This window comes from Sphingomonas gellani, from assembly GCF_900110035.1.
Classification (GTDB): Bacteria; Pseudomonadota; Alphaproteobacteria; order Sphingomonadales; family Sphingomonadaceae; genus Sphingomonas; species Sphingomonas gellani.
This window is the reverse complement of sequence record NZ_FOCF01000014.1, coordinates 17,361-38,081: the sequence shown is the minus strand read 5'-3', so window position 1 is coordinate 38,081 and position 20,721 is coordinate 17,361. Positions and strand designations below refer to the sequence as shown.

Here is a 20,721-nt window from a genome sequence, read left to right as displayed (position 1 = left end):
TCACAGCTTGCTTGTCAGTTCGGGGATCAGGGTGAAGAGGTCGCCGACCAGACCGATATCGGCGACCTGGAAGATGGGGGCGTCGGCATCCTTGTTGATGGCGACGATGACCTTGCTATCCTTCATGCCCGCCAGATGCTGGATCGCGCCGGAGATGCCGACCGCGACATAGACTTCGGGTGCGACGATCTTGCCGGTCTGGCCGACCTGATAGTCGTTGGGCACATAGCCTGCGTCCACCGCCGCGCGGGAGGCGCCAATGCCGGCGCCCAGCTTGTCGGCCAGCGGCTCGATCAGCTCGGCGAACTTCTCGCCCGAGCCGAGCGCGCGGCCGCCCGAGACGATGATCTTGGCGCTGGTCAGCTCCGGCCGCGCATTCTCCGCCATCTCGGAGGAGACATGGCTGGACAGGCTCTTGTCGCCGGTCGAGGACACCGCCTCCACCGTGCCCGTGCCGCCCTGCGCGTCCGCCTTGGCGAAGGCGGTGGTGCGCACCGTCACCACCAGCTTGGCGTCACGCGTCCTGACGGTCGCGATCGCGTTGCCGGCATAGATCGGGCGGGTGAAGGTGTCGGGTCCCTCCACCGACAGGATGTCGCTGACCTGCTGCACGTCGATCAGCGCGGCGACACGCGGCGCGATGTTGCGGCCCGTGGTGGTCGCGGGCACCACGAACGCGTCGTGATGGCCCATCAGATCGGCCGCGAGCGGCGCGACATTCTCCGCCAGCGCATGCGCGTACGCCGCGTCGTCCGCGACATGCACCTTGCCCACGCCCGCGATGCTGGCGGCGGCTTGCGCCACGCCGTCGACACCCTGGCCGGCGACCAGCAGGTGCACCTCGCCCAGCTTCGCCGCGGCCGTGACCGCCGCCAGCGTCGCGTCCTTCACGGCGCCGCCGTCATGCTCGACCCAGACCAGCGTCTTCACTTCGCAATCCCCATCGCCTGCAGCTTCATGACCAGTTCGTCGACATTCGCGACCACCACGCCCGCCTGGCGCTTGCCCGGTTCGACCACCTTCAGCGTCTCCAGCCTGGGCGCCACGTCGACGCCGTAATCGGCCGGGGTCTTGTTCGCGAGCGGCTTGGCCTTCGCCTTCATGATGTTGGGCAGCGAGGCATAGCGCGGCTCGTTCAGGCGCAGGTCGGTGGTGACGATCGCGGGCAGCGTCAGGCTGACCGTCTCCAGCCCGCCATCGACCTCACGCGTCACCGCCACCTTGCCGTCCGCCACCTCGACCTTGCTGGCGAACGTGCCCTGCCCCCAGCCGAGCAGGCCGGCGAGCATCTGGCCCGTCTGGCCCATGTCGTCGTCGATCGCCTGCTTGCCCAGGATCACCAGGTCCGGGCTCTCCTCCGCCACGATCGCCTGCAACAGCTTGGCGACGCCCAGCGGCTCCACCTTCTGCTCCGCCACGACCAGGATCGCGCGGTCCGCACCCATCGCCAAGGCGGTGCGCAGCGTCTCCTGCGCCTTCGCCTCGCCGATCGACACCACCACGATCTCGCCCCCGCCCGACTTCTCGCGCAGGCGGATCGCCTCCTCCACCGCGATCTCGTCGAACGGGTTCATGCTCATCTTCACGTTCGACAGGTCCACACCAGACCCGTCCGCCTTCACACGCGGCTTCACGTTGTAGTCCAACACCCGCTTCACAGGTACCAGCAGCTTCATGACGTCATCCTTTGCCCGGCCGGCTCGAAGCGGCCGGGTTCACAGGTCTTCAAAGCGAAAGGGCCCGGACGTCGCCGCCCGAGCCCCTTCAACGATCGACGCGATCGAAAAGGCTCAGGCGGCCTTCTTCACCTCGGCCACGATCTTCTGCGCGGCATCGCCCAGGTCGTTGGCGGGCACGATGGCCAGGCCGGAGTTGGACAGGATGGCCTTGCCCTGCTCGACATTGGTACCCTCCAGCCGGACGACCAGCGGAACCTGCAGGTTCACTTCCTTCGCGGCGGCGACGATGCCCTCCGCGATGATGTCGCAGCGCATGATGCCGCCGAAGATGTTGACCAGGATACCCTTCACGTTGGGGTCGCCCAGGATGATCTTGAACGCCGCCGTCACCTTTTCCTTGGACGCGCCGCCGCCGACGTCAAGGAAGTTGGCCGGGAACATGCCGTTCAGCTTGATGATGTCCATCGTCGCCATGGCGAGGCCGGCGCCGTTGACCATGCAGCCGATGTCGCCGTCCAGCTTGATATAGGCCAGGTCGTACTTCGACGCCTCCAGCTCCATCGGATCCTCTTCGGTCTCGTCGCGCAGTTCGGCCAGGTCCTTGTGGCGGAACATCGCGTTCGAGTCGAAGCCGACCTTGGCGTCCAGCACCATCAGGCGGTTGTTGTCGGTAACCGCCAGCGGGTTAATCTCGATCTGCGAGGCGTCCGTGCCCAGGAACGTGTCGTACAGCTTCGCCGCGACCGACTGCGCCTGCTTGGCGAGATCGCCGGTCAGGCCCAGCGCGTTGGCGACGGCACGGCCGTGATGCGGCTGGAACCCGGTCGCGGGATCGACGTCGAAGGTATGGATCTTCTCCGGCGTGTCATGGGCCACCGTCTCGATGTCCATGCCGCCCTCGGTCGACACCACGAACGCGACGCGGCCGGTGGCGCGGTCGACCAGCGCGGCCAGGTAGAATTCCTTGGCGATGTCGACGCCATCGGTCACGTACAGGCGATTGACCTGCTTGCCCGCGTCGCCGGTCTGCACCGTCACCAGTGTGTTGCCGAGCATGTCGGTGGCCGCGGCGCGGACCTCATCCTCGGTCTTCGCCAGCCGCACGCCGCCCTTGGCGTCCGGGCCCAGTTCCTTGAACTTGCCCTTGCCACGGCCGCCGGCATGGATCTGCGCCTTCACGACGTAGAGCGGCCCGGGCAGCTTCTTGGACGCCTCGACGGCTTCCTCGACGCTCATGGCGGCGAAGCCGGCGGGGACCGGGACGCCGAACTTGGCCAGCAGTTCCTTGGCCTGATATTCGTGAATGTTCATGGGGCCTGAGCCTTTCGGACAAGATCGGAGGTTTGCAGTGCCTTTTGCACAGCAGCATCACCGAATCCACCCCGGACATGTCCCGCCTCGCGCGCCGCGCGGATCGCGCCTATATGCGTGGACATGAGCTGGCCGCTGGGAATCCTGTTGTTCGTCCTGACCGTTATCGGGATGGAGGGATTCGCCTATGGCGCGCACCGCTGGATCATGCACGGGCCGGGCTGGTTCCTGCACAAGAGCCACCACCGGCCGCGTACCGGCAATTGGGAACTGAACGACCTGTATGCCGCGATCTTCGCGGTGCCGTCGTTCGTGCTGCTTCTTGGCGGGGTGCAGCTGGGCTGGTGGCCGGGCTGGGCCTGGATCGGTGCGGGCATCGCCGCATACGGTGCGATCTATTTCGGATTCCACGACATCATCGTGCACAAGCGCGTGCCGACCCGCTACCTGCCACGCTCCACGTACATGAAGCGGATCGTGCAGGCGCACCGGCTGCACCATGTGGTGGAGACGCGCGAGGGCAATGTCAGCTTCGGCTTTCTGGTCGCGCCATCGCCGGAGTCGCTGAAGGCGCAGCTGAAGCAGCGCAACCGCGCCGGGGTGCGCGCGCCGGCTGCGCGTGTCGACCAGATGTTATCGGAACGGTAACCAATTACGCTGTATCGCGGGCGGCATGGAAAACCCGACTTTCAATCCGCCTTTCACGCCGGTCGAAGGTGAACACCGCCAAGCGCTGCGTCGTGCGGTCAAGATGCGCGCGCATCTGCGCGATCGCGGCCAGACGCGTTTCGAGATCGACGTGGTGGACCTGTCGCAGTCGGGTTTCCGGGCGGAAACCAGCTTCACGCTGTGGCCCGGCACGGTGGTCTGGCTGACGCTGCCCGGCATGGCCTCCCTGGAAGCGGTGGTCGCGTGGCGCGACAAGGTCCGCTACGGCTGCGCCTTCGCCAAGCCGCTGCATCCGGCGGTGTTCGACCACATCGTCGCGCTGGGTAATCGTTAGGCTCCGCATCGCCGGAACCGGTTAGCGCAGCGCGACCGTTTATCGAGCCGGCGAGTGGCCGCATGGCCCCTCTACCAGACGTTCAGCGGACATGACCGCACGGCTTCGTCGGATGAGCCCGAACCGCAGCGTTCAGCGCGTCGCTGCCGACGCGCTCCAACGACCCGAACTCAATCGAACAGGCTGCTGACGCTGGTCTCGTCCGCGATGCGCTTGATCGCCTCACCCAATAGCGGCGCGATCGGCAGGTGGCGGATCTTGGTGTCCGCGCCGATCATGTCGTGATTGCCGAGCGAATCGGTGATGACGAGTTCGGACAGCGCCGAGCCCTTGACCCGCGCCACCGCGCCGCCGGACAGCACGCCGTGCGTGACATAGGCGACAACGTCCTCCGCACCCGCTTCGCGCAGCGCCGCCGCCGCGTTGCACAGCGTACCCGCCGAATCGACGATGTCGTCGACCAGCACGCAGAAACGCCCCTCGACGTCGCCGATGATGTTCATCACCTCCGACTCGCCGGCACGCTCACGCCGTTTGTCGACGATGGCGAGCGGCGCGTTGTGCAGCCGCTTGGCCAGCACGCGCGCGCGCACCACGCCGCCCACGTCGGGGGACACGACCATCAGGTTCTTGCCCTGGAACCGCGCGCGGATGTCGGCCGACATCACCGGCGCGGCGTAGAGGTTGTCGGTCGGGATATCGAAGAAACCCTGGATCTGGCCGGCATGCAGGTCGACCGACAAGACCCGGTCGGCACCCGCCACGGTGATCAGGTTCGCGACCAGCTTCGCCGAGATGGGCGTACGCGGTCCGGGTTTGCGGTCCTGGCGCGCATAGCCGAGATAGGGGACGACCGCCGTGATGCGCCGCGCCGACGCGCGTTTCAGCGCATCGATCATGATCAGCAATTCCATGAGATTGTCGTTGGCCGGATATCCGGTCGACTGGATCACGAACACGTCCTCGCCGCGGACGTTTTCCTGGATCTCGACAAAGATTTCCTCGTCGGCGAAGCGGCGGACCAGCGCCTCGGTCAGCGGCAGGTCGCAATAATCGGCCACCGCGCGGGCGAGCGGCAGGTTCGAGTTGCCGGTCATCAGTTTCATGTTCGTGCCGATCTCCAACGCCGCCGACCCGGGGCACCCCGTTTTCGAGAGACGCCGCCTTAAAGCGCGTGTCACGAAACCGCAAAGACGTTTGCCGGGACGGGTGCGCACGCTATCGCGGGTGCCATGACCTCTCACCCATCTGCCGTGACCCGCTTTGCGCCCTCGCCCACCGGGCGCCTTCATGTCGGCAACATCCGCGCGGCGCTGGGCAACTGGTTGTGGGCCCGCAAGCATGGCGGGCGGTTCCTGCTCAGGCTAGACGACACCGACACGGAGCGTAGCGAGGAGCGGTTCGTGGACGCGATCCGCGCCGATCTCGACTGGCTGGGCCTGGTGCCCGACGCCGAGGTCCGTCAGTCGGAGCGTTTCGCGCTGTATGAGCGCCGCTTCGACGAACTGGTCGAGGGTGGCCGCATCTATCCCTGTTACGAAAGCACCCAGGAACTGGAGCTGAAGCGCAAGGTGCAGCTGGGGCGCGGCCTGCCGCCGGTATACGACCGTGCGGCGCTGGCGCTGAGCGACGCCGACCGCGCGCGGCTGGAGGGGGAGGGGGTTCGGCCGCACTGGCGCTTCCGCCTGGATCACGACGCGGCGATCGGGTGGGACGACCTGATCCGCGGACCGCAGAGCTTCGACCCCGCGACGATGAGCGATCCCGTGGTGCGACGTGCCAATGGCAGCTGGCTGTACATGCTGCCGTCCGCGATCGACGATATCGACATGGGCGTTACGCTGGTGCTGCGCGGTGAGGACCATGTGTCGAACACCGCGTTGCAGCTGCAGATGTTCGACGCCATGGGCGCGACCCCGCCCTCCTTCGCGCACGAGGCGCTGTTGACCGGCGCGGAGGGGAAGCTGTCCAAGCGACTCGGCTCCGTCGGGGTCGACACGTTCCGCGAGGCGGGGATCGAGCCGGAAGCGGTCCGGGCGCTGCTTGCGCGGATCGGCACCAGCGATCCCGTGGAGCCGATCCGGGATGCCGGGCAGCTTGCCGAGACGCTGAACTTCGCCCGTTTCGGCCGCGCCCCCGCCCGTTTCGAGGAGGCGGAATTGACGCAGCTGAACGCGCGGATCGTCCATCAGCTACCGTTTGACGTCGTGGCGGCACGCCTGCCGGACGGCATGGATGCCGCGGGATGGGACGCGATCCGGCCCAACCTGTCGACCGTGGCGGAGGCGGCGGACTGGTGGACGGTCGTGGAGGGTCCCGTGATGGCCGATATTGCCGCGGAGGATCGCGAGTTCCTGGTGGCCGCCGCGACCGAGGCGGCCGCGATCGACTGGGCGGGCGATCCCTGGCATGCGCTGACGGGCGCGTTGAAGGCGGCAACCGGACGCAAGGGACGCGCGCTGTTCCTGCCGCTGCGCCGCGCACTGACCGGACGCGATCACGGTCCCGACATGGCGCAGCTGCTGCCGCTGATCGGGCGTGAGCGGACGATCGAGCGGCTGACGGCCTAACTGTCTCCGCGGCCGGCCATCGTCGTTCGTGGCCGCTTGCCGGCTGTATGAAATGATGTAACATCCCCCTGCCGGGTGTCAGGCTCGGCCGTGAAGAAGGAGAGGGAACGATGTACGCGGATCGTCACGCCCGGCCGGGCGGTTTCACTCCAGGCAGAATCAACCCGGTCAGCCTTGCCATCGCCGTGGGCGTCAACGCGGCGGTGGTCGGTGCCCTGCTGCTCGCCGCGCCGCAGGTGTTCACGCATCCGGCGGACCCGCCGCTGAAGGTGGTCGACATCCTCGACCCGCCACCGCCCGAACCGATCAAGCAACTGGATCCGCCCAAGGCGAAGGCCGCACCGCAGCAGCGGATCGAAACCGTCCCGCCCCTGGTCGAGGTGCCGCCACAGACCAGCTTCCAGCTCCCGCCCATGCCGCCCCAGCCGCCTGTGAGCGTCGACACGGGAGCGTCGGGCGGCACGGGCACGGGCGCCGCCACCGTCGAGGTCGCGAAACCCGCGTTGCCGTTGCTGGTGCAGCCCGGCGTCGATCCGCGCTATGCCGACCAGTTCCAGCCGCCCTATCCACCCGCGGAGCAGCGTGCCGAGCATCCGGGCAAGGTGGTGGTCAGGGTGCTGGTCGGCATGGACGGGCGGGTCAAGGCGGTGGAGCGCGTGTCGGCCACCAGCGACGACTTCTTCCGCGTCACGGAGCGGCAGGCGCTGTCCCGCTGGCGGTTCCGCCCCGGGACTCGCGACGGCATCCCTTTCGAGGCGTGGCGCACGATGAGCGTCACCTTTGTCCTGCAGGAGTGATCGGAACGAGGCGTGGAGCCGCCGGGCGGGACTGTTCGCCGCGGCTCCATCCTCCTATCTTACGCCCATGCAGTTCTTTGCCCGCTTCTCCCCCTTGCGCGCCTATCGCGACCTGCGGATGTTCCTGGCCAGCCGGGAGCGGTACGAACTCGGCTTCTTCGCGCTGGCGGTCGCGATCACCGGGTTCGTGATCTTCGCCTTTGCTAGGGACAGCAGCTTTCCGACCGAATACCGGCGCGACATCGTCTATGTGGAGCAATGGCGCGCGGACCGGACCGATGCGGATATCCGGGCCCAGCAAAAGATCGACGCGCCGATCAAGGAAAAGCGTGTGGCGGAACAAAAGGCCGCGCAGGAGCGCAATCGCGCCGGGTTCAAGAAGGTCGATGATGCGATGACCCGGTGGGGGCTGTAGAGGCCACGGACGACGCCCGCTGGATGGCGGCGGCGCTGTCGCTGGGTGACCGTGGCCGGGGCCGTACCGCGCCCAATCCCAATGTCGGCTGCGTGATCGTGATGGACGGCGTGGTGGTCGGGCGGGGCTGGACGCAGGCGGGCGGTCGTCCCCATGCGGAGGCGATGGCGTTGGCGATGGCGGGCGACAAGTCGCGCGGCGCGACTTGCTACGTGACGCTGGAACCCTGTGCGCATGCCAGTCCTCGCGGACCGGCGTGTGCGGACCTGCTGATCGCGGCCGGCGTGGCGCGTGTGGTGGCGGCGATGCGTGACCCCGACCCGCGAACGGACGGCGACGGTCTGGCGCGACTCGCGGCGGCGGGTGTGGAGACACGCTGCGGTGTGCAGGCCGATGCGGCGAGACGCTCCATGGCGGGGTGGCTGACCCGGCAGCGGAAGGGGCGGCCGTTCATCACGCTGAAGCTGGCCATGTCGCTCGACGGGTGCCTTGCGATGGCGGATGGCCGCAGCCGGTGGATCACCGGTCCGCAAGCGCGCGCGCATACGCATCTCGAACGCAGCCGGCATGAGATGATCCTGATCGGCGCACGCACGCTGGCCGTCGACGCGCCGGCGTTGGACGTGCGGCTGGACGGGCTCCATGCGCATTCGCCGCGACGACTCGTCCTGACCCGCGACACTGCCGCCCCACCCGATGGCTGGCAGGCGATCGATTCACCGGAGCAGGTCCGCGCGCTGCCGGGCGATCACCTGATGGTGGAGGGTGGCGCGGGTGCGGCCGCGGCGTTCCTGGCGGCGGACATGGTCGACCGGTTGTTGCTGTACCGCGCGCCGATCCTGGTGGGTGGAGGGTTGACGCTGCCGGCGATCGGCTTGGCCGATCTGGCGCAGGCGCATGGCCGTTGGCGACTGCTCGACGCCCGACAGCTTGGCGTGGACCGGATGGAGGCATATGAGCGCGCCTGATGTTTACGGGTATCATCACAGATGTGGGGACCGTCCGGTCCATTGAACGCCGCGGCGACCTGCGCGTCGTCGTGGACACACGGTTCGACAGCGGCGGGATCGATCTGGGCGCGTCGATCGCCTGTTCGGGTGTCTGCCTGACGGTCGTGGACAAGGGGCGGAACGGGGATTCCGACTGGTTCGCGGTGGACGTGTCGGGGGAAACGATCGCCCGCACGGCCGGCAGCCAATGGGCCGAGGGCGGTCGGCTGAACCTGGAACGGGCGATGAAGCTGGGCGACGAACTGGGCGGCCATATCGTCACCGGCCATGTCGACGGGGTGGCGGAGGTCCTGTCGGTTGAGCCGGACGGCGACTCGCGCCGCATCGCCTTTCGCGTCGACACGGATGTGGCCGCGTTTCTGGCGCCCAAGGGATCGGTGACGGTCAACGGCGTGTCGCTGACCGTGAACACCGTGGCGGACGATGCGACCGGCACCGAGTTCGCGATCAACCTGATCCCGCACACCCAGGCGGTGACGACTCTGGGTGCGCTGCGGCCGGGCGACCGGGTCAATATCGAGATCGACGTGCTGGCCCGCTACCTCAAGCGGATGGAGAGCTATCGTGGCAAGGCCTGAACTGGCGCGACTGCGTCATGCGTTTCTGTCGTCGCCGGAAGAGCTGATCGACGAGGCGCGCAACGGGCGCATGTTCATCCTGGTCGATGACGAAGACCGGGAGAATGAGGGCGATCTGGTGATCCCCGCGCAGATGGCGACGCCGGAAAAGATCACCTTCATGGCGGTGCACGGCCGCGGGCTGATCTGCCTGGCGCTGACCAAGAAGCGGGTGGGCGAGCTGGGACTCCAGCCGATGAGCCGCAACAACGGCACCCGCTACGAAACCGCGTTCACCACCTCGATCGAGGCGCGAGAGGGCGTAACCACCGGCATCTCCGCCGCCGATCGTGCCCGCACCATCGCGGTGGCGATCGACGCGGGCCAGCCGGCGGAGGCGATCGTGACGCCGGGTCACGTCTTTCCCCTGATCGCGCGCGACGGCGGCGTGCTGGTCCGCACCGGCCATACGGAGGCGGCGGTGGATGTCGCGCGGCTGGCCGGCCTCAACCCCTCCGGCGTGATCTGCGAGATCATGAACGAGGACGGGACCATGGCGCGGCTGGACGACCTGGTCGCCTTTGCCCAGCGCCACAATCTGAAGATCGGCACGATCCGCGACCTGATCGCGTATCGCCGCCGCCACGACCATCTGGTCGAGAAGCGGGCGGAGGCTCGCTTCACCAGCCGTTGGGGTAGCGACTGGACGGCCATCACCTATTGGAACAAGGCGACGGGGTCCGAACAGATCGCGTTGGTGAAGGGGCGCGTCGACCCGTCGAGGCCGACGCTGGTGCGGATGCACGCCCTGTCGACCTTTGCCGACATCTTCGGCGAGGACACGGATCGGGGCGACCTGTTGCGCCGGTCGATGGAGATCATCGGCGCGGAGGGTGCGGGCGTCGTGGTGGTCATCAACCGCCCACGTCCCGACCAGTTCACCGTCGCGTTGCAGGCAAAGGCCGGAACGCTGGCCCCCGCCGAGATGGAGGAGCTGCGCGATTACGGCGTCGGCGCGATGATCCTGACGGAACTGGGCGTGGAGGAAATGGTGCTGCTCACCAACACGCATCATACGCTGGTCGGTCTGGACGGTTACGGCCTGTCGATCGTCGGCGAGCGGCCCATCGACTGATACACGGGAATTGGAAACACGGATGGCGAAGGTTCTGCTGGTCGAGGCGCGTTTCTACGACCACCTCAACGACATGCTGCTGGCCGGCGCACGCGCCGCGGTGGAGCGCGCCGGGCACAAGCATGAGACGTTGACCGTCCCCGGCGCGCTGGAAGTGCCCGGTGCGATCGCGCTGGCGGCGGAGACGGGCGAGTACGACGCGTTCGTCGCGCTGGGCGTGGTGATCCGGGGCGAAACCTATCACTTCGAGATCGTCGCCAATGAAAGCGCGCGCGGCATCATGGCGTTGACCATGGACGGCATCGCGATCGGCAACGGCATCCTGACCACCGAGGACGAGGCGCAGGCGATCCTCCGCGCCGACCCTGCTCAGCTGGACAAGGGCGGCGGGGCGGCGGAGGCGGCGCTGGCCATGCTGGACCTGCGCCGCCGCTTCGCCTGAAGAATCGCGGCTCGCCCAATCAGGCGAGCTGCGGTTCCAGCGCGGGATAGTCGGTGTAACCCTTGGTCCCGTCGGTGTAGAAGGTCGACACGTCCGGCGTGTTGAGCGACGCACCCTGGCGCAGCCGCTCCGCCAGGTCGGGATTGGCGATATAGTCCCGTCCGAACGCGATACCGTCCGCCAGCCCGGCGTCCAGATCGGCCTGCGCGCCGGCCAGGTCGTAATCCTGGTTCAGGAACAGCGGGTTGGTGAACACGCGGCGGATGGCCGGCGACAGCTTGGGCACGTCCGATTTGCCGAAGCTGCTGGTCGGATTCTGTTCGCGCATTTCCAGAAAAGCGATGTTCTTTTGCTGCAGCATCGCGGCAGCGGGTACGAAGATCGATTCGGGATCGCTGTCGTCGGCGCCCTGGCTCTCGCCATTGGGGGAAAGGCGCACGCCGGTGCGGCCGGCGCCCAGTTCCGCGACAAGGCGGTCGACCACCTCACCCAGCAGGCGCATGCGGTTTTCCGGCGTGCCGCCATACTGATCGTCACGGTGGTTGGTGCCGTCGCGCAGGAACTGGTCGATCAGATACCCGTTCGCGCCGTGCAACTGCACCCCGTCGAAGCCGGCGCGCAGCGCGTTGCGCGCGGTGGCGGAGAAATCGTCCAGCACGCGGTGGATGTCGTCCAGCGTCGCGGCGCGCGGTTCCGCATAGGGATTTTGTGGCTTCGGATAAGGCGCCTTGATCGCCGACGACGACAAGGGGGTCATCCCGATCACTTCCGGACGCGACAGCCGGCCCATGTGCCACAGCTGGGTGACGATGCGGCCGCCGGCGCGGTGGACAGCCTCGGTCACCGGCTTCCACGCCTCCACCTGCTCGTCGCTCCAGATGCCGGGCGCCTTGGGCCAACCCATGCCCTCCTGGCTGATGCCGGTCCCCTCCGTAACGATCAGCCCGGCACCCGCGCGCTGCCGATAATAATCGACCATGATCGGTGTAGGCACATGCGCCGGGGTCGACCGGCCCCGCGTCAAGGGCGCCATCATAATGCGGTTGGGGGCGGCGATGTCGCCGATCTGGATAGGGTCGAACAGGCTGGTCATGGAAAGAGGCGATCCGTCAGTTTGTCAGCGGGGGAGATAGGGCGGTAGGGAGCGGCATGCATCCGCGCACCGTGCCAAGTAAAACTGTTGCCGAGGCAAATGTTTCACCGGTCGCGCTGATCGCGGTCGCCGTCGCGAACATCGCGCTCGCCTTCGGGCCATGGTTTGTCCGTCTGGCCGACACCGGGCCGGTCGCGGCGGCCTTTTGGCGCATCACGCTGGCGACACCGGTGCTGGTGGTGCTGTCGCTGGGAAGCGGCGCACGGCCGGCGCGCCTGCCGTTCGGGCTCGCCGCGCTGGTGGTGGGCGGAGGAGTCGCCTTTGCCGCGGATCTGGGCAGCTGGCACGTCGGGATCCTGCATACCACGCTGGCCAACGCGACCCTGTTCGGGAATTGCGCGACGCTGATCTTTCCGATCTACGGTTTCTTGGTCGCGCGGTCGTGGCCGACCCGGCATCAGGGCTTGGCGCTGCTGCTGGCCGCCGCCGGCGCTGTGCTGTTGATGGGACGGTCGTACCAGATGGATCCGCGGCATCTGCTGGGCGACCTGCTCTGCGTGCTCGCCGGCCTGCTCTACACGGTCTACTTCATCACCATGGCGCGGGTCCGGGCGGTGCTGACGCCGCTGCCGGCGCTGACCTTGTCCAGCCTGGCGTCGATCCTGCCGCTTCTCGTCCTGGCCGCCGCCCTTGGGGAACGGATCATGCCGGGCGACTGGTGGCCGCTGGTGGGACTGGCGCTGGTCAGCCAGCTGATCGGGCAGGGGTGCATGATCTACGCGCTTGGCAAGCTGTCGCCGCTGGTGATCGGCATCGCGCTGCTGATCCAGCCGATCGTCGCGGGTGCGATCGGGTGGGCGATCTATGGCGAGCGGCTGGGCGCGCCCGACCTGATCGGCGTGGCGATGGTCGCCGCCGCGCTGGTGCTGGTCCGGCGCGGGCCGCAGGTTGCGCCCGCGCCGGGGAAGACTAGGTTGGCGGGATGACTCCGCACGCCGACATTCAGTCGCCCGCCGATCCCCTGAACCCTGGCGCCGGCGTGTCCTCCGCCGAGACCGTCGACCTGACGCTGGACGAGGTGCGCGCTCTGCTTGCGCCGGACATCGCCGCCAACGCGGCGTTCGACGGCTGGGGTGACGAGGCGCTGCACTATGCAGCGGATGCGAAGGGCGTGGACCGGGACGTGGCGCGACTCGCCTTTGCCGGCGGCCCGACTGCGATGATCGATGCGTGGTTTGCGGCGATGGATGCGGCGATGGACGCAGCATTGCCGGCCGAGGCGATCGCCAGGATGAAGATCCGGGAACGGATCACCCGGCTGGTGGAGGCGCGGCTGACCTTCGCCGCGCCGCATCGCGACGCGCTGCGGCGCGCGCTCGCCATCCTGGCGTTGCCTACCAACGTCGCGTTCGCCACCCGGCTGGGATGGCGCACGGTGGACCATATCTGGCGCCGCGCCGGCGACACCGCGACCGATTACAACCACTACACGAAGCGGGGCATCCTGCTCGGCGTGTACGGCGCGACCATCACCGTGTTCCTGGACGACGAGAGCGAGGGATGGGCGGACACCCGCGCGTTCCTGGCGCGCCGGATCGAGGGCATCATGCGGTTCGAAAAGGCGAAGGCCGGCTTCGTCAACCGCGCCATCTATCGCCCCAGCCTGTCGCGCTTCGTTGGGCGGCTGCGTTATCCGGTCGTTTGAGTTTTCGCGAACGCGACGCATTTGGGGCTGGCGTGCGGGGTCAGTTATTGATAATCAGTCGCAGTCATGGATCTGTCCACTCCCATCCGCGCTGCGCTGACCCTCGAAAAGCTGCCCCGTCGGCAGCGAGGTACGGTGGCGTCGATCGACTGGAACCGCCTGGCTGAGGCAGAGGCGCGCCGCCTGCGCGAACTGGGTTTCGACGAAGGCGTCGGGATCGAGGTGCTGCACCGCGCCAGCCTGGGCCGAGGGCCGATCGCATGCCGCATCGGTCGCATGACCGTCGCGCTGCGTCGTGCGGTCGCTGACACGATCCACGTGGCGCCCCTGTCCGTGGCGGCCATCGCCTGACATCATGAATGCGGCGCCGCTGGTGGCGCTCGTCGGCAATCCGAATGCCGGCAAGAGCGCGCTTTTCAACGCGCTGACCGGCGCGCGGCAGAAGGTCGGCAATTATCCCGGCGTCACCGTGGAGCGGAAGTCCGGTCGGTTGGTGCTGGATGACGGTCGCCCGGTGGAGCTGGTCGACCTGCCCGGCGCCTATAGCCTTGAGCCCTCGTCCCCCGACGAACGCGTGACCCGCGACGTGGTCACCGGCAAGGGGTCGCTGGAACGGCGCCCGGATGCGCTGGTGGTCGTGATTGACGCGGCCAATCTGGACAACCACCTGCGCTTCGCACTGCAACTGATCGCGCTGGGCCTGCCGGTCGTGGTGGCGCTCAACATGGTCGATCTGGCGGAGCGGGACGGACTGGTGCTCGACCCCGCCGCGCTGTCGCGCGACCTGGGCGTGCCGGTGATCCCCACGGTCGCGGTGCGCAAGCGCGGTCTGGACGATCTGAAGGCGCAATTGACCGACACGATCGGCGGCGGCGCCCCGCATGCCGAACCTCGCACGCTGGAAACCGGCGGCGCGTTGCAACGACGCGCGCGGCAGATCGCGGCGTCGGCCGTGGTGTCGGAGGCGCCAGCGCGCCGCTGGGCCAACATGGCCGACTCGATCGCGCTGCACCCAGTGATCGGCCCGATGCTGCTGGTCGCGGTTCTGTTTGTCATGTTCCAGGCGGTGTTCAGCTGGGCCGCGGTGCCACAGGACCTGATCGATAGCGGCTTCGCGTGGCTGGAGGCGGCGGTGAAGGCGGCGTTGCCCGACGGCTTCCTGCAATCGATGTTGGCGGACGGGTTGATTGCCGGGGTCGGCGCGGTGATCGTGTTCCTGCCCCAGATCCTGATCCTGTTCCTGTTCATCCTGGTGCTGGAGGCGTCGGGATACATGGTCCGCGCCGCGTTCCTGATGGACCGGCTGATGGCGACGGTCGGCCTGTCGGGGCGGGCGTTCATTCCGCTGTTGTCGTCCTTTGCCTGCGCGGTGCCCGGCATCATGGCGACCCGCACCATCGAGGATGAAAAGGACCGGCTGACCACCATCCTAATCGCGCCGTTGATGACCTGTTCCGCACGCTGGCCGGTCTATACCCTGATTATCGGCGCGATGATTCCGAACCGGGAGGTGATGCCCTTCGTTCGGTTGCAGGGGCTGGTGATGTTCGGCCTGCTGGTGATGGGGATCGCGGGCGCGTATTTCGCGGCGCTGGTGTTGCGCCGCACGGTCACGAAGGGCGCCTCTTCTGGCTTCATGATGGAGATGCCCAAATACCAGATGCCGCAGCTGAAGGACCTGGCCATCGGCCTGTGGACGCGCGCGGTCATCTTCCTGAAGCGGGCGGGGACGATCATCGCCGCGACCACGCTGGTGCTGTGGCTGCTGCTGTCCTTCCCCAAGCCGCCGGCGAACAGCGGCATCTCGCCGGTGGATTACTCGGTCGCCGGCCGGATCGGCGACGGCATCGAGGTGCTGGTGCGTCCGATCGGCTTCAACCGCGACATCGCATTGGCCCTGCTGCCCGCGATGGCGGCGCGTGAAGTGGCGGTGTCCGCGATCGGAACGGTGTACGCGATCGACGACACCTCCGCCGGTGGCGAGGACAAGATCACGGAGAAACTGCGCGGCCGCTGGACGCTGCCGACGGCGCTCGCGTTCCTGATGTGGTTCGTGTTCGCGCCGCAGTGCATCTCCACCATCGCCGTGACGCGGCGCGAGACGAACGGGTGGAAGTGGCCGGCGTTCATGGTTGGCTATTTGTTCGCCGCCGCCTACATCATGGCCGGGATCACATATTGGCTCGCGGTCGCCGCGGGCCTTTGAGGGGCACATGGCAGGCAGCGTCAACAAGGTCATCATCGTCGGCAATCTGGGGCGCGACCCCGAAGCGCGGTCGTTCCAGAATGGCGGCAAGGTCGTGAACCTGCGCATCGCCACATCCGAATCGTGGAAGGACCGCACCTCCGGCGAGCGCAAGGAGCGCACCGAGTGGCATTCCATTGCGATCTTCAACGAAGGGCTGGCCGGGGTCGCCGAACGCTATCTGCGCAAGGGATCGAAGGTGTACATCGAGGGCCAGTTGCAGACCCGCAAGTGGCAGGACCAGAACGGTCAGGACCGCTATTCGACCGAGATCGTGTTGCAGGGGCCGGGATCGGTGATGACCATGCTCGACGGGCCCGGCGGTGGTCAGGGCGGCCAGGGCGGCGGCGGTCGTGACGATTTCGGCGGCGGCAACGACTTCGGCGGGGGCAGCGGTGGCGGCGGCTATGGCGGCGGACGCGGCGGCGGGAACAGCGGCGGTGGCTCCGGTGGTGCCGGCGGCGGTCGCGGCCAGAACTTCGGCGGCGGCTTCGCGGACGACCTCGACGACGACGTGCCGTTCTGATGAGCGACACGGGTGTCGCGGGCATGAGGGCCGGCGACTGGGCGTTCGATGAGGCGGCGCGCGCCGCCCTGATCGCTGCCTATGACCTTCAGCGCCTGAACGACTCGCGCAGCCTGACGCAGATCACCGACTTCGCCGCGGCGCTGTGCGGCGTGCCGATCGCGCTGGTCAGCGTAGTGACCGACGCGCGGCAGCTGTTCCTGGCGCGCACCGGACTGGACGTGACGGAAACCCCGCGGGAGCAGTCCTTCTGTCAGGAGGCGATGCTGGGGCGCGAGGTCATGGTGGTGCCCGATGCGTCCGCCGATCCGCGATATGCCGACAATCCGCTGGTGACGGGCGATCCCGGCATCCGGTTCTACGCCGGGGCGCCGCTGGTCACGGACGCCGGCGTTCCGCTGGGCGCCTTGTGCGTCATCGACAGATCACCCCGGCCGGAGGGTTTGACTCCGCTACAGCGGCAGGGACTTTCGACTCTCGCCTCCGCGGTGCTGGCGCGGCTGCGCGAGACGCGCGACGCCACGGCGTGGCGGCATGCGGAATATGATGCGCGGCGTGCGCTGGGCGACAGCGAGACGCGGTTCCATACTCTGGCCGACACCATGCCGCAGATGGTCTGGTCGACGCTGCCCGACGGCTATCACGATTACTACAACGCCCGCTGGTACGAGTTCACCGGCATGGCACCGGGGTCGACGGACGGCGAGGCGTGGAACGGCATGTTCCATCCCGAGGACCAGGATCGGGCATGGGCGCGGTGGCGGCACTCGCTGGCGACGGGCGATCCGTACCAGATCGAATATCGCCTGCGTCATCATGACGGGACCTATCGCTGGGTGCTGGGCCGAGCGCTGCCGATCCGTGACGCCAACGGCCACATCACCCGCTGGTTCGGGACGTGCACGGATATTCACGAACAGAAGCTGGCGGCGGACGAGCGGGAGATCGTCAGCCAGGAACTGTCGCACCGGATAAAGAACATCTTTGCCGTGGTGTCCGGGCTCATCACCCTGGCGGCGCGCGCGCGTCCCGACTTTTCCGGCGTCGCGGCCGATCTGCGCGATCGGGTCATTGCACTCGGGCGCGCGCACGACTTCGTGCGGCCGCACAGCCCGCAATCACGACCCACTGCGCGACAGGACAGCTTGCACGGGCTGCTGCGCGAACTGATCGCGCCCTATGGTGCGGGCGAGCGGCTGGCGGTGACCGGCCCCGACATTTCGATCGACGACCGTTCCGCGACGCCGCTGGCATTGTTCTTCCATGAGCTTGCCACCAACGCGGCGAAATACGGTGCGCTTGCCACGGCAGACGGGCGCGTCACGGTGGCGACCCGTCGGGACGGTGACCAGATCGAGCTGACCTGGCGCGAAGAGGGCGGCCCGGTCGTCACGCAACCGACCGGCAAGACCGGATTCGGCACGCAGTTGATCGAATTGTCCACGGTGCGTCAGCTGGGCGGAACGCTGACCCGCAACTGGCACGCGAGCGGGCTGGAGGTCGTGGTGCATGCGCCGGTGGCCTCGTTCAGCCGCCAGCCGGTCACGCTGTAAACGGTCACAAGATCAGGCTGGCGATGATCGGCCAGCGTGACGGTCAGCCGGCGTTCGACGCCTGTAGGGGGATCAGGTCGTCATTCGCGACGGGTGGTCCCTCATCCGCCAACCGTGCGGCGGCAAGGATCGCGGCCTCGCTGAACGGTTTGCGGATATAGCCCAGCGCACCGTCCGGATCGCCGATCTGTGCCGGGTTGGCGGTGACGAACACCACCTTGATCCCGTAATCGGCGGCGATCCGCTGCGCGATATCCGGCCCGGTCGGCCCGTCGCGCAGGTTGACGTCCACGAAAGCGAAGTTGGCGAGCGGAGCCGCCTCCAGAGCACTGGCGCGATCGGCGGCTATTCCTGCGACCTGATAGCCGGCGTCGATGAGGATGCGTTCCAGATCGAGCGCCACGAAGATCTCGTCTTCGACAATAAGAGCCGTCTTTGCCACAGTGGCCACCCAACCCCCTCGACGCTATCTGGTTCCGGTCTGTTGTCGATCAGTCCGGGCGGCGTAGCAGAAATACCGCATGTTCGGCAAAGGCGTTGGCAGCGGCCGATGTGGTGCGGCGGCCACGCGACAGGAACCAGGCCCCCTCCACCGCGATGCCGCGCGCTTTCAGAAAGGCGCGGAAGTCGTCGATGGTGACGTGGTGGATGTTGGGCGTATCGTACCATTGTTCCGGCAGCAGCCCCGTGACCGGCATCCGCCCGCCCCACAATAGGCTGAGCCGAACCCGCCAGTGTGCGAAGTTGGGAAAGCTGACGAACGCGCGCCGGCCGATACGCAACAGATGGTCCAGCACGACGTCGGGCGCGCGGGCGGTCTGCAGCGTCTGGCTGAGGATCGCATAATCGAAACTGGCGTCTGGATAGTCGGCCAGGTCGCGGTCGGCATCGCCCTGGATCACCGACAAGCCGCGGGCGACGGCGGCGGCGACGTTGCCGGGGTCGATCTCCAGCCCGCGTGCGTCCGCCTGCTTGTTGTCCCGCAACGCGGCCATCAACTCGCCATCGCCACAGCCGACGTCCAGCACATGCGCGCGGTGGCCGATATGATCGGCGATGATCGCGAGATCGGGACGAAGGCTCATGCGTGCGTCCTCAACCCTGCGCCGCCAGCGCGGCGGCGGCGTCTGGCGACAGTCGCTCCATGTACCGGCCTGGGCGCAGAAGGGGCTGGAAACCGAGCGCGGCATAGACCCCGTGCGCATCGGCGGTGGCGAGCGCAATGCGGCGCAGTCCGGCGAAATCGGGATGATCCAGGAACCATTGCACCATGCGCCGCCCGATGCCGCGCCCGCGCCAATCCTCGTCGACCCAGACATCGGCCAGCCACGCGAAGGTCGCATGGTCGGTGATCATCCGGGCGAACGCGACCTGGCGGTCGCCGGCATATACGCCCAGCGGATGCGATCCGGCGATCGCCCGGTCGACCAGCGCCGGCGCAATGCCTGGCGACCAGTAGCTCGATGCCAGCCAGCCATGCACCCGGTCGCGCTGCAACCGGGCGGGATCGTCGGAATAGGTCAGGTCGCTCATGCCGCCGCCTTCAGAAAGCCGTCGACGACCCGGTACAGTCCCGGCGTGTCGAGCAGAAAGGCGTCATGGCCATAGGGGCTGGACAGCTCCACGAAACTGGCCGCCGCGCCGGCCGCGTTCAGCGCCTGCACGATGCGGCGGGATTCGGCGGTGGGATACAGCCAGTCGGTGTCGAAGCTGACCAGGCAGAACCGGGTCGCGGTGCCCCGAAACGCATCGGCAAGGCGTCCGCCATGCTCCTCCGCCAGATCGAAATAATCCAGCGCGCGGGTGATATAGAGGTACGAATTGGCGTCGAACCGGTCCACGAACTGGATGCCCTGATGACGCAGATAGCTTTCCACCTGGAAGTCCGCGTCGAAGCCGAAGCTCTTGGCACCCGTCGGGTTGTCGGGGCGGGCCTGTAGACGACGCCCGAACTTCTCGGTCAGCCCAGCCTCCGACAGATAGGTGATGTGCGCCGCCATGCGCGCCACCGCCAATCCGGCTGCCGGCTGATCACCGGCCGCATAGTAATCGCCGCCGCGCCATTTCGGATCGGCCATGATCGCCTGGCGCCCCACCTCATGGAACGCGATGTTCTGCGCCGAGTGGCGCGCGGTGGAGGCGATGACGACGCAGGACCGCACCCGGTCGGGAAAGGTCGCGGCCCAGGACAATGCCTGCATCCCGCCCATCGAACCGCCGACCACCGCCGCCAGCGTGCCGACGCCCAGATGGTCCAGCAGCATCGCCTGCGCGCGCACCATGTCGCGGATGGTGATGACCGGAAACGCCATGGCATAGGGGCCGGTGCCGGCCGGATCGGCGCTGGCCGGACCCGACGATCCCATGCAGCTGCCGAGCACATTGGCACAGATGACGAAGTGCCGGGACGGGTCGATCGGCTTTCCCTCGCCGACCATGCGCGTCCACCACCCGGGCTTGCCCGTGCGCGGATGCTCGCTGGCGACATGCTGGTCGCCGGTCAGCGCGTGGCAGACCAGCACCGCGTTGCCGCCGTCCGGCCTGAGCGCACCATAGGTTTCGTACGCGATCTCGACGGGCGACAGCCGGCCGCCCCCGTCCAGCAGAAGCGGCCCGGGCAGGGCGACGTGGCGCTGAAGGCCGAAGCGCTGGTCGTGGATCATCGTGCCTGAGCGTCTAG

At 67.8% G+C, this 20,721-nt stretch carries 24 protein-coding genes; 15 read left to right on the top strand and 9 right to left on the bottom strand.

The annotated features are described in order from the left end of the window. The 3 genes from BMX37_RS17840 to sucC all read right to left on the bottom strand — a co-directional run bounded on the left by BMX37_RS17840 (nt 1) and on the right by sucC (nt 2,990). A complete protein-coding gene (locus tag BMX37_RS17840) occupies nt 1-930 on the bottom strand; it encodes an electron transfer flavoprotein subunit alpha/FixB family protein (protein ID WP_093666229.1) in 930 nt (309 codons plus the stop codon). Further along, nucleotides 927-1,676: an electron transfer flavoprotein subunit beta/FixA family protein gene (locus tag BMX37_RS17835; RefSeq protein ID WP_093666228.1), complete on the bottom strand. Its 750-nt coding sequence runs from the start codon at nt 1,674-1,676 to the stop codon at nt 927-929. The genes BMX37_RS17840 and BMX37_RS17835 overlap by 4 nt, the downstream gene beginning before the upstream one ends. A gap of 114 nt (nt 1,677-1,790) precedes the next feature. Then, entirely contained in the window at nt 1,791-2,990 is a 1,200-nt protein-coding gene (gene sucC, locus BMX37_RS17830) for an ADP-forming succinate--CoA ligase subunit beta (protein ID WP_093667135.1), read from the bottom strand. 123 nt (nt 2,991-3,113) lie between these two features. Between sucC and BMX37_RS17825 the strand changes: the two genes are divergently transcribed. Further along, nucleotides 3,114-3,638 (top strand): sterol desaturase family protein, encoded by a 525-nt coding sequence (locus BMX37_RS17825; RefSeq protein ID WP_093667134.1) that lies wholly within the window; start codon nt 3,114-3,116, stop codon nt 3,636-3,638. Between the two features lie 25 nt (nt 3,639-3,663). Then, nucleotides 3,664-3,993, top strand: a complete 330-nt coding sequence (locus BMX37_RS17820; protein ID WP_093667133.1) for a PilZ domain-containing protein — start codon at nt 3,664-3,666, stop codon at nt 3,991-3,993. A 170-nt stretch (nt 3,994-4,163) separates the two neighbouring features. On the opposite strand, the gene BMX37_RS17815 is transcribed toward BMX37_RS17820, so the two are convergent. Further along, on the bottom strand, nt 4,164-5,099 hold the full coding sequence (locus BMX37_RS17815) for a ribose-phosphate pyrophosphokinase (RefSeq protein ID WP_093667140.1): 936 nt from the start codon (nt 5,097-5,099) through the stop codon (nt 4,164-4,166). Nucleotides 5,100-5,225: 126 nt separating this feature from the next. Between BMX37_RS17815 and BMX37_RS17810 the strand changes: the two genes are divergently transcribed. The 7 genes from BMX37_RS17810 to ribH all read left to right on the top strand — a co-directional run bounded on the left by BMX37_RS17810 (nt 5,226) and on the right by ribH (nt 10,919). Beyond that, on the top strand, nt 5,226-6,563 hold the full coding sequence (locus tag BMX37_RS17810) for a glutamate--tRNA ligase (RefSeq protein WP_093667132.1): 1,338 nt from the start codon (nt 5,226-5,228) through the stop codon (nt 6,561-6,563). A 110-nt stretch (nt 6,564-6,673) separates the two neighbouring features. Beyond that, nucleotides 6,674-7,360, top strand: a complete 687-nt coding sequence (locus BMX37_RS17805) for a TonB family protein (protein ID WP_093667131.1) — start codon at nt 6,674-6,676, stop codon at nt 7,358-7,360. 67 nt (nt 7,361-7,427) lie between these two features. Then, entirely contained in the window at nt 7,428-7,775 is a 348-nt protein-coding gene (locus tag BMX37_RS17800) for a hypothetical protein (RefSeq protein ID WP_093667130.1), read from the top strand. Beyond that, on the top strand, nt 7,763-8,743 hold the full coding sequence (gene ribD / locus BMX37_RS17795; protein ID WP_280139277.1) for a bifunctional diaminohydroxyphosphoribosylaminopyrimidine deaminase/5-amino-6-(5-phosphoribosylamino)uracil reductase RibD: 981 nt from the start codon (nt 7,763-7,765) through the stop codon (nt 8,741-8,743). The genes BMX37_RS17800 and ribD overlap by 13 nt, the downstream gene beginning before the upstream one ends. Then, nucleotides 8,743-9,363, top strand: a complete 621-nt coding sequence (locus tag BMX37_RS17790; protein WP_093667129.1) for a riboflavin synthase — start codon at nt 8,743-8,745, stop codon at nt 9,361-9,363. Before ribD ends, BMX37_RS17790 begins: the two co-directional genes overlap by 1 nt. Next, nucleotides 9,347-10,477, top strand: coding sequence for a 3,4-dihydroxy-2-butanone-4-phosphate synthase (gene ribB / locus BMX37_RS17785; RefSeq protein WP_093667139.1), 1,131 nt, complete (start codon nt 9,347-9,349; stop codon nt 10,475-10,477). Before BMX37_RS17790 ends, ribB begins: the two co-directional genes overlap by 17 nt. A 22-nt stretch (nt 10,478-10,499) precedes the next feature. Continuing rightward, the gene (ribH, locus tag BMX37_RS17780) at nt 10,500-10,919 is read left to right on the top strand and encodes a 6,7-dimethyl-8-ribityllumazine synthase (protein ID WP_093667128.1); all 420 of its coding nucleotides are present in this window, start codon (nt 10,500-10,502) and stop codon (nt 10,917-10,919) included. Nucleotides 10,920-10,938: 19 nt separating this feature from the next. On the opposite strand, the gene BMX37_RS17775 is transcribed toward ribH, so the two are convergent. Continuing rightward, on the bottom strand, nt 10,939-12,012 hold the full coding sequence (locus BMX37_RS17775; protein ID WP_093667127.1) for an alkene reductase: 1,074 nt from the start codon (nt 12,010-12,012) through the stop codon (nt 10,939-10,941). Between the two features lie 56 nt (nt 12,013-12,068). On the opposite strand from BMX37_RS17775, the gene BMX37_RS17770 reads away from it, so the two are divergent. The 6 genes from BMX37_RS17770 to BMX37_RS17745 all read left to right on the top strand — a co-directional run bounded on the left by BMX37_RS17770 (nt 12,069) and on the right by BMX37_RS17745 (nt 18,041). Further along, nucleotides 12,069-12,998, top strand: coding sequence for a DMT family transporter (locus BMX37_RS17770; RefSeq protein ID WP_093667126.1), 930 nt, complete (start codon nt 12,069-12,071; stop codon nt 12,996-12,998). Further along, a complete protein-coding gene (locus tag BMX37_RS17765) occupies nt 12,995-13,717 on the top strand; it encodes a COQ9 family protein (RefSeq protein WP_093667125.1) in 723 nt (240 codons plus the stop codon). Before BMX37_RS17770 ends, BMX37_RS17765 begins: the two co-directional genes overlap by 4 nt. 66 nt (nt 13,718-13,783) lie before the next feature. After that, nucleotides 13,784-14,068, top strand: coding sequence for a FeoA family protein (locus BMX37_RS17760; protein WP_093667124.1), 285 nt, complete (start codon nt 13,784-13,786; stop codon nt 14,066-14,068). A 4-nt stretch (nt 14,069-14,072) separates the two neighbouring features. Next, complete coding sequence (gene feoB / locus BMX37_RS17755) at nt 14,073-15,923, top strand: ferrous iron transporter B (protein ID WP_170842061.1); 1,851 nt, start codon at nt 14,073-14,075, stop codon at nt 15,921-15,923. Between the two features lie 7 nt (nt 15,924-15,930). Further along, nucleotides 15,931-16,488: a single-stranded DNA-binding protein gene (ssb, locus tag BMX37_RS17750; RefSeq protein WP_093667123.1), complete on the top strand. Its 558-nt coding sequence runs from the start codon at nt 15,931-15,933 to the stop codon at nt 16,486-16,488. Beyond that, on the top strand, nt 16,488-18,041 hold the full coding sequence (locus BMX37_RS17745) for a PAS domain-containing protein (protein WP_093667122.1): 1,554 nt from the start codon (nt 16,488-16,490) through the stop codon (nt 18,039-18,041). The genes ssb and BMX37_RS17745 overlap by 1 nt, the downstream gene beginning before the upstream one ends. Before the next feature lie 43 nt (nt 18,042-18,084). Here BMX37_RS17745 and BMX37_RS17740 read toward each other — a convergent pair whose 3' ends face one another. The 4 genes from BMX37_RS17740 to metX are packed head-to-tail and all read right to left on the bottom strand — an operon-like array spanning nt 18,085 to nt 20,704. Further along, a complete protein-coding gene (locus BMX37_RS17740) occupies nt 18,085-18,483 on the bottom strand; it encodes a response regulator (protein WP_093667121.1) in 399 nt (132 codons plus the stop codon). 49 nt (nt 18,484-18,532) lie between these two features. After that, on the bottom strand, nt 18,533-19,126 hold the full coding sequence (metW, locus tag BMX37_RS17735) for a methionine biosynthesis protein MetW (RefSeq protein ID WP_093667120.1): 594 nt from the start codon (nt 19,124-19,126) through the stop codon (nt 18,533-18,535). A 10-nt stretch (nt 19,127-19,136) separates the two neighbouring features. After that, the gene (locus tag BMX37_RS17730; protein ID WP_093667119.1) at nt 19,137-19,574 is read right to left on the bottom strand and encodes a GNAT family N-acetyltransferase; all 438 of its coding nucleotides are present in this window, start codon (nt 19,572-19,574) and stop codon (nt 19,137-19,139) included. Next, complete coding sequence (gene metX / locus BMX37_RS17725) at nt 19,571-20,704, bottom strand: homoserine O-acetyltransferase MetX (RefSeq protein ID WP_093667118.1); 1,134 nt, start codon at nt 20,702-20,704, stop codon at nt 19,571-19,573. Before metX ends, BMX37_RS17730 begins: the two co-directional genes overlap by 4 nt. Nucleotides 20,705-20,721: the final 17 nt, after the last annotated feature.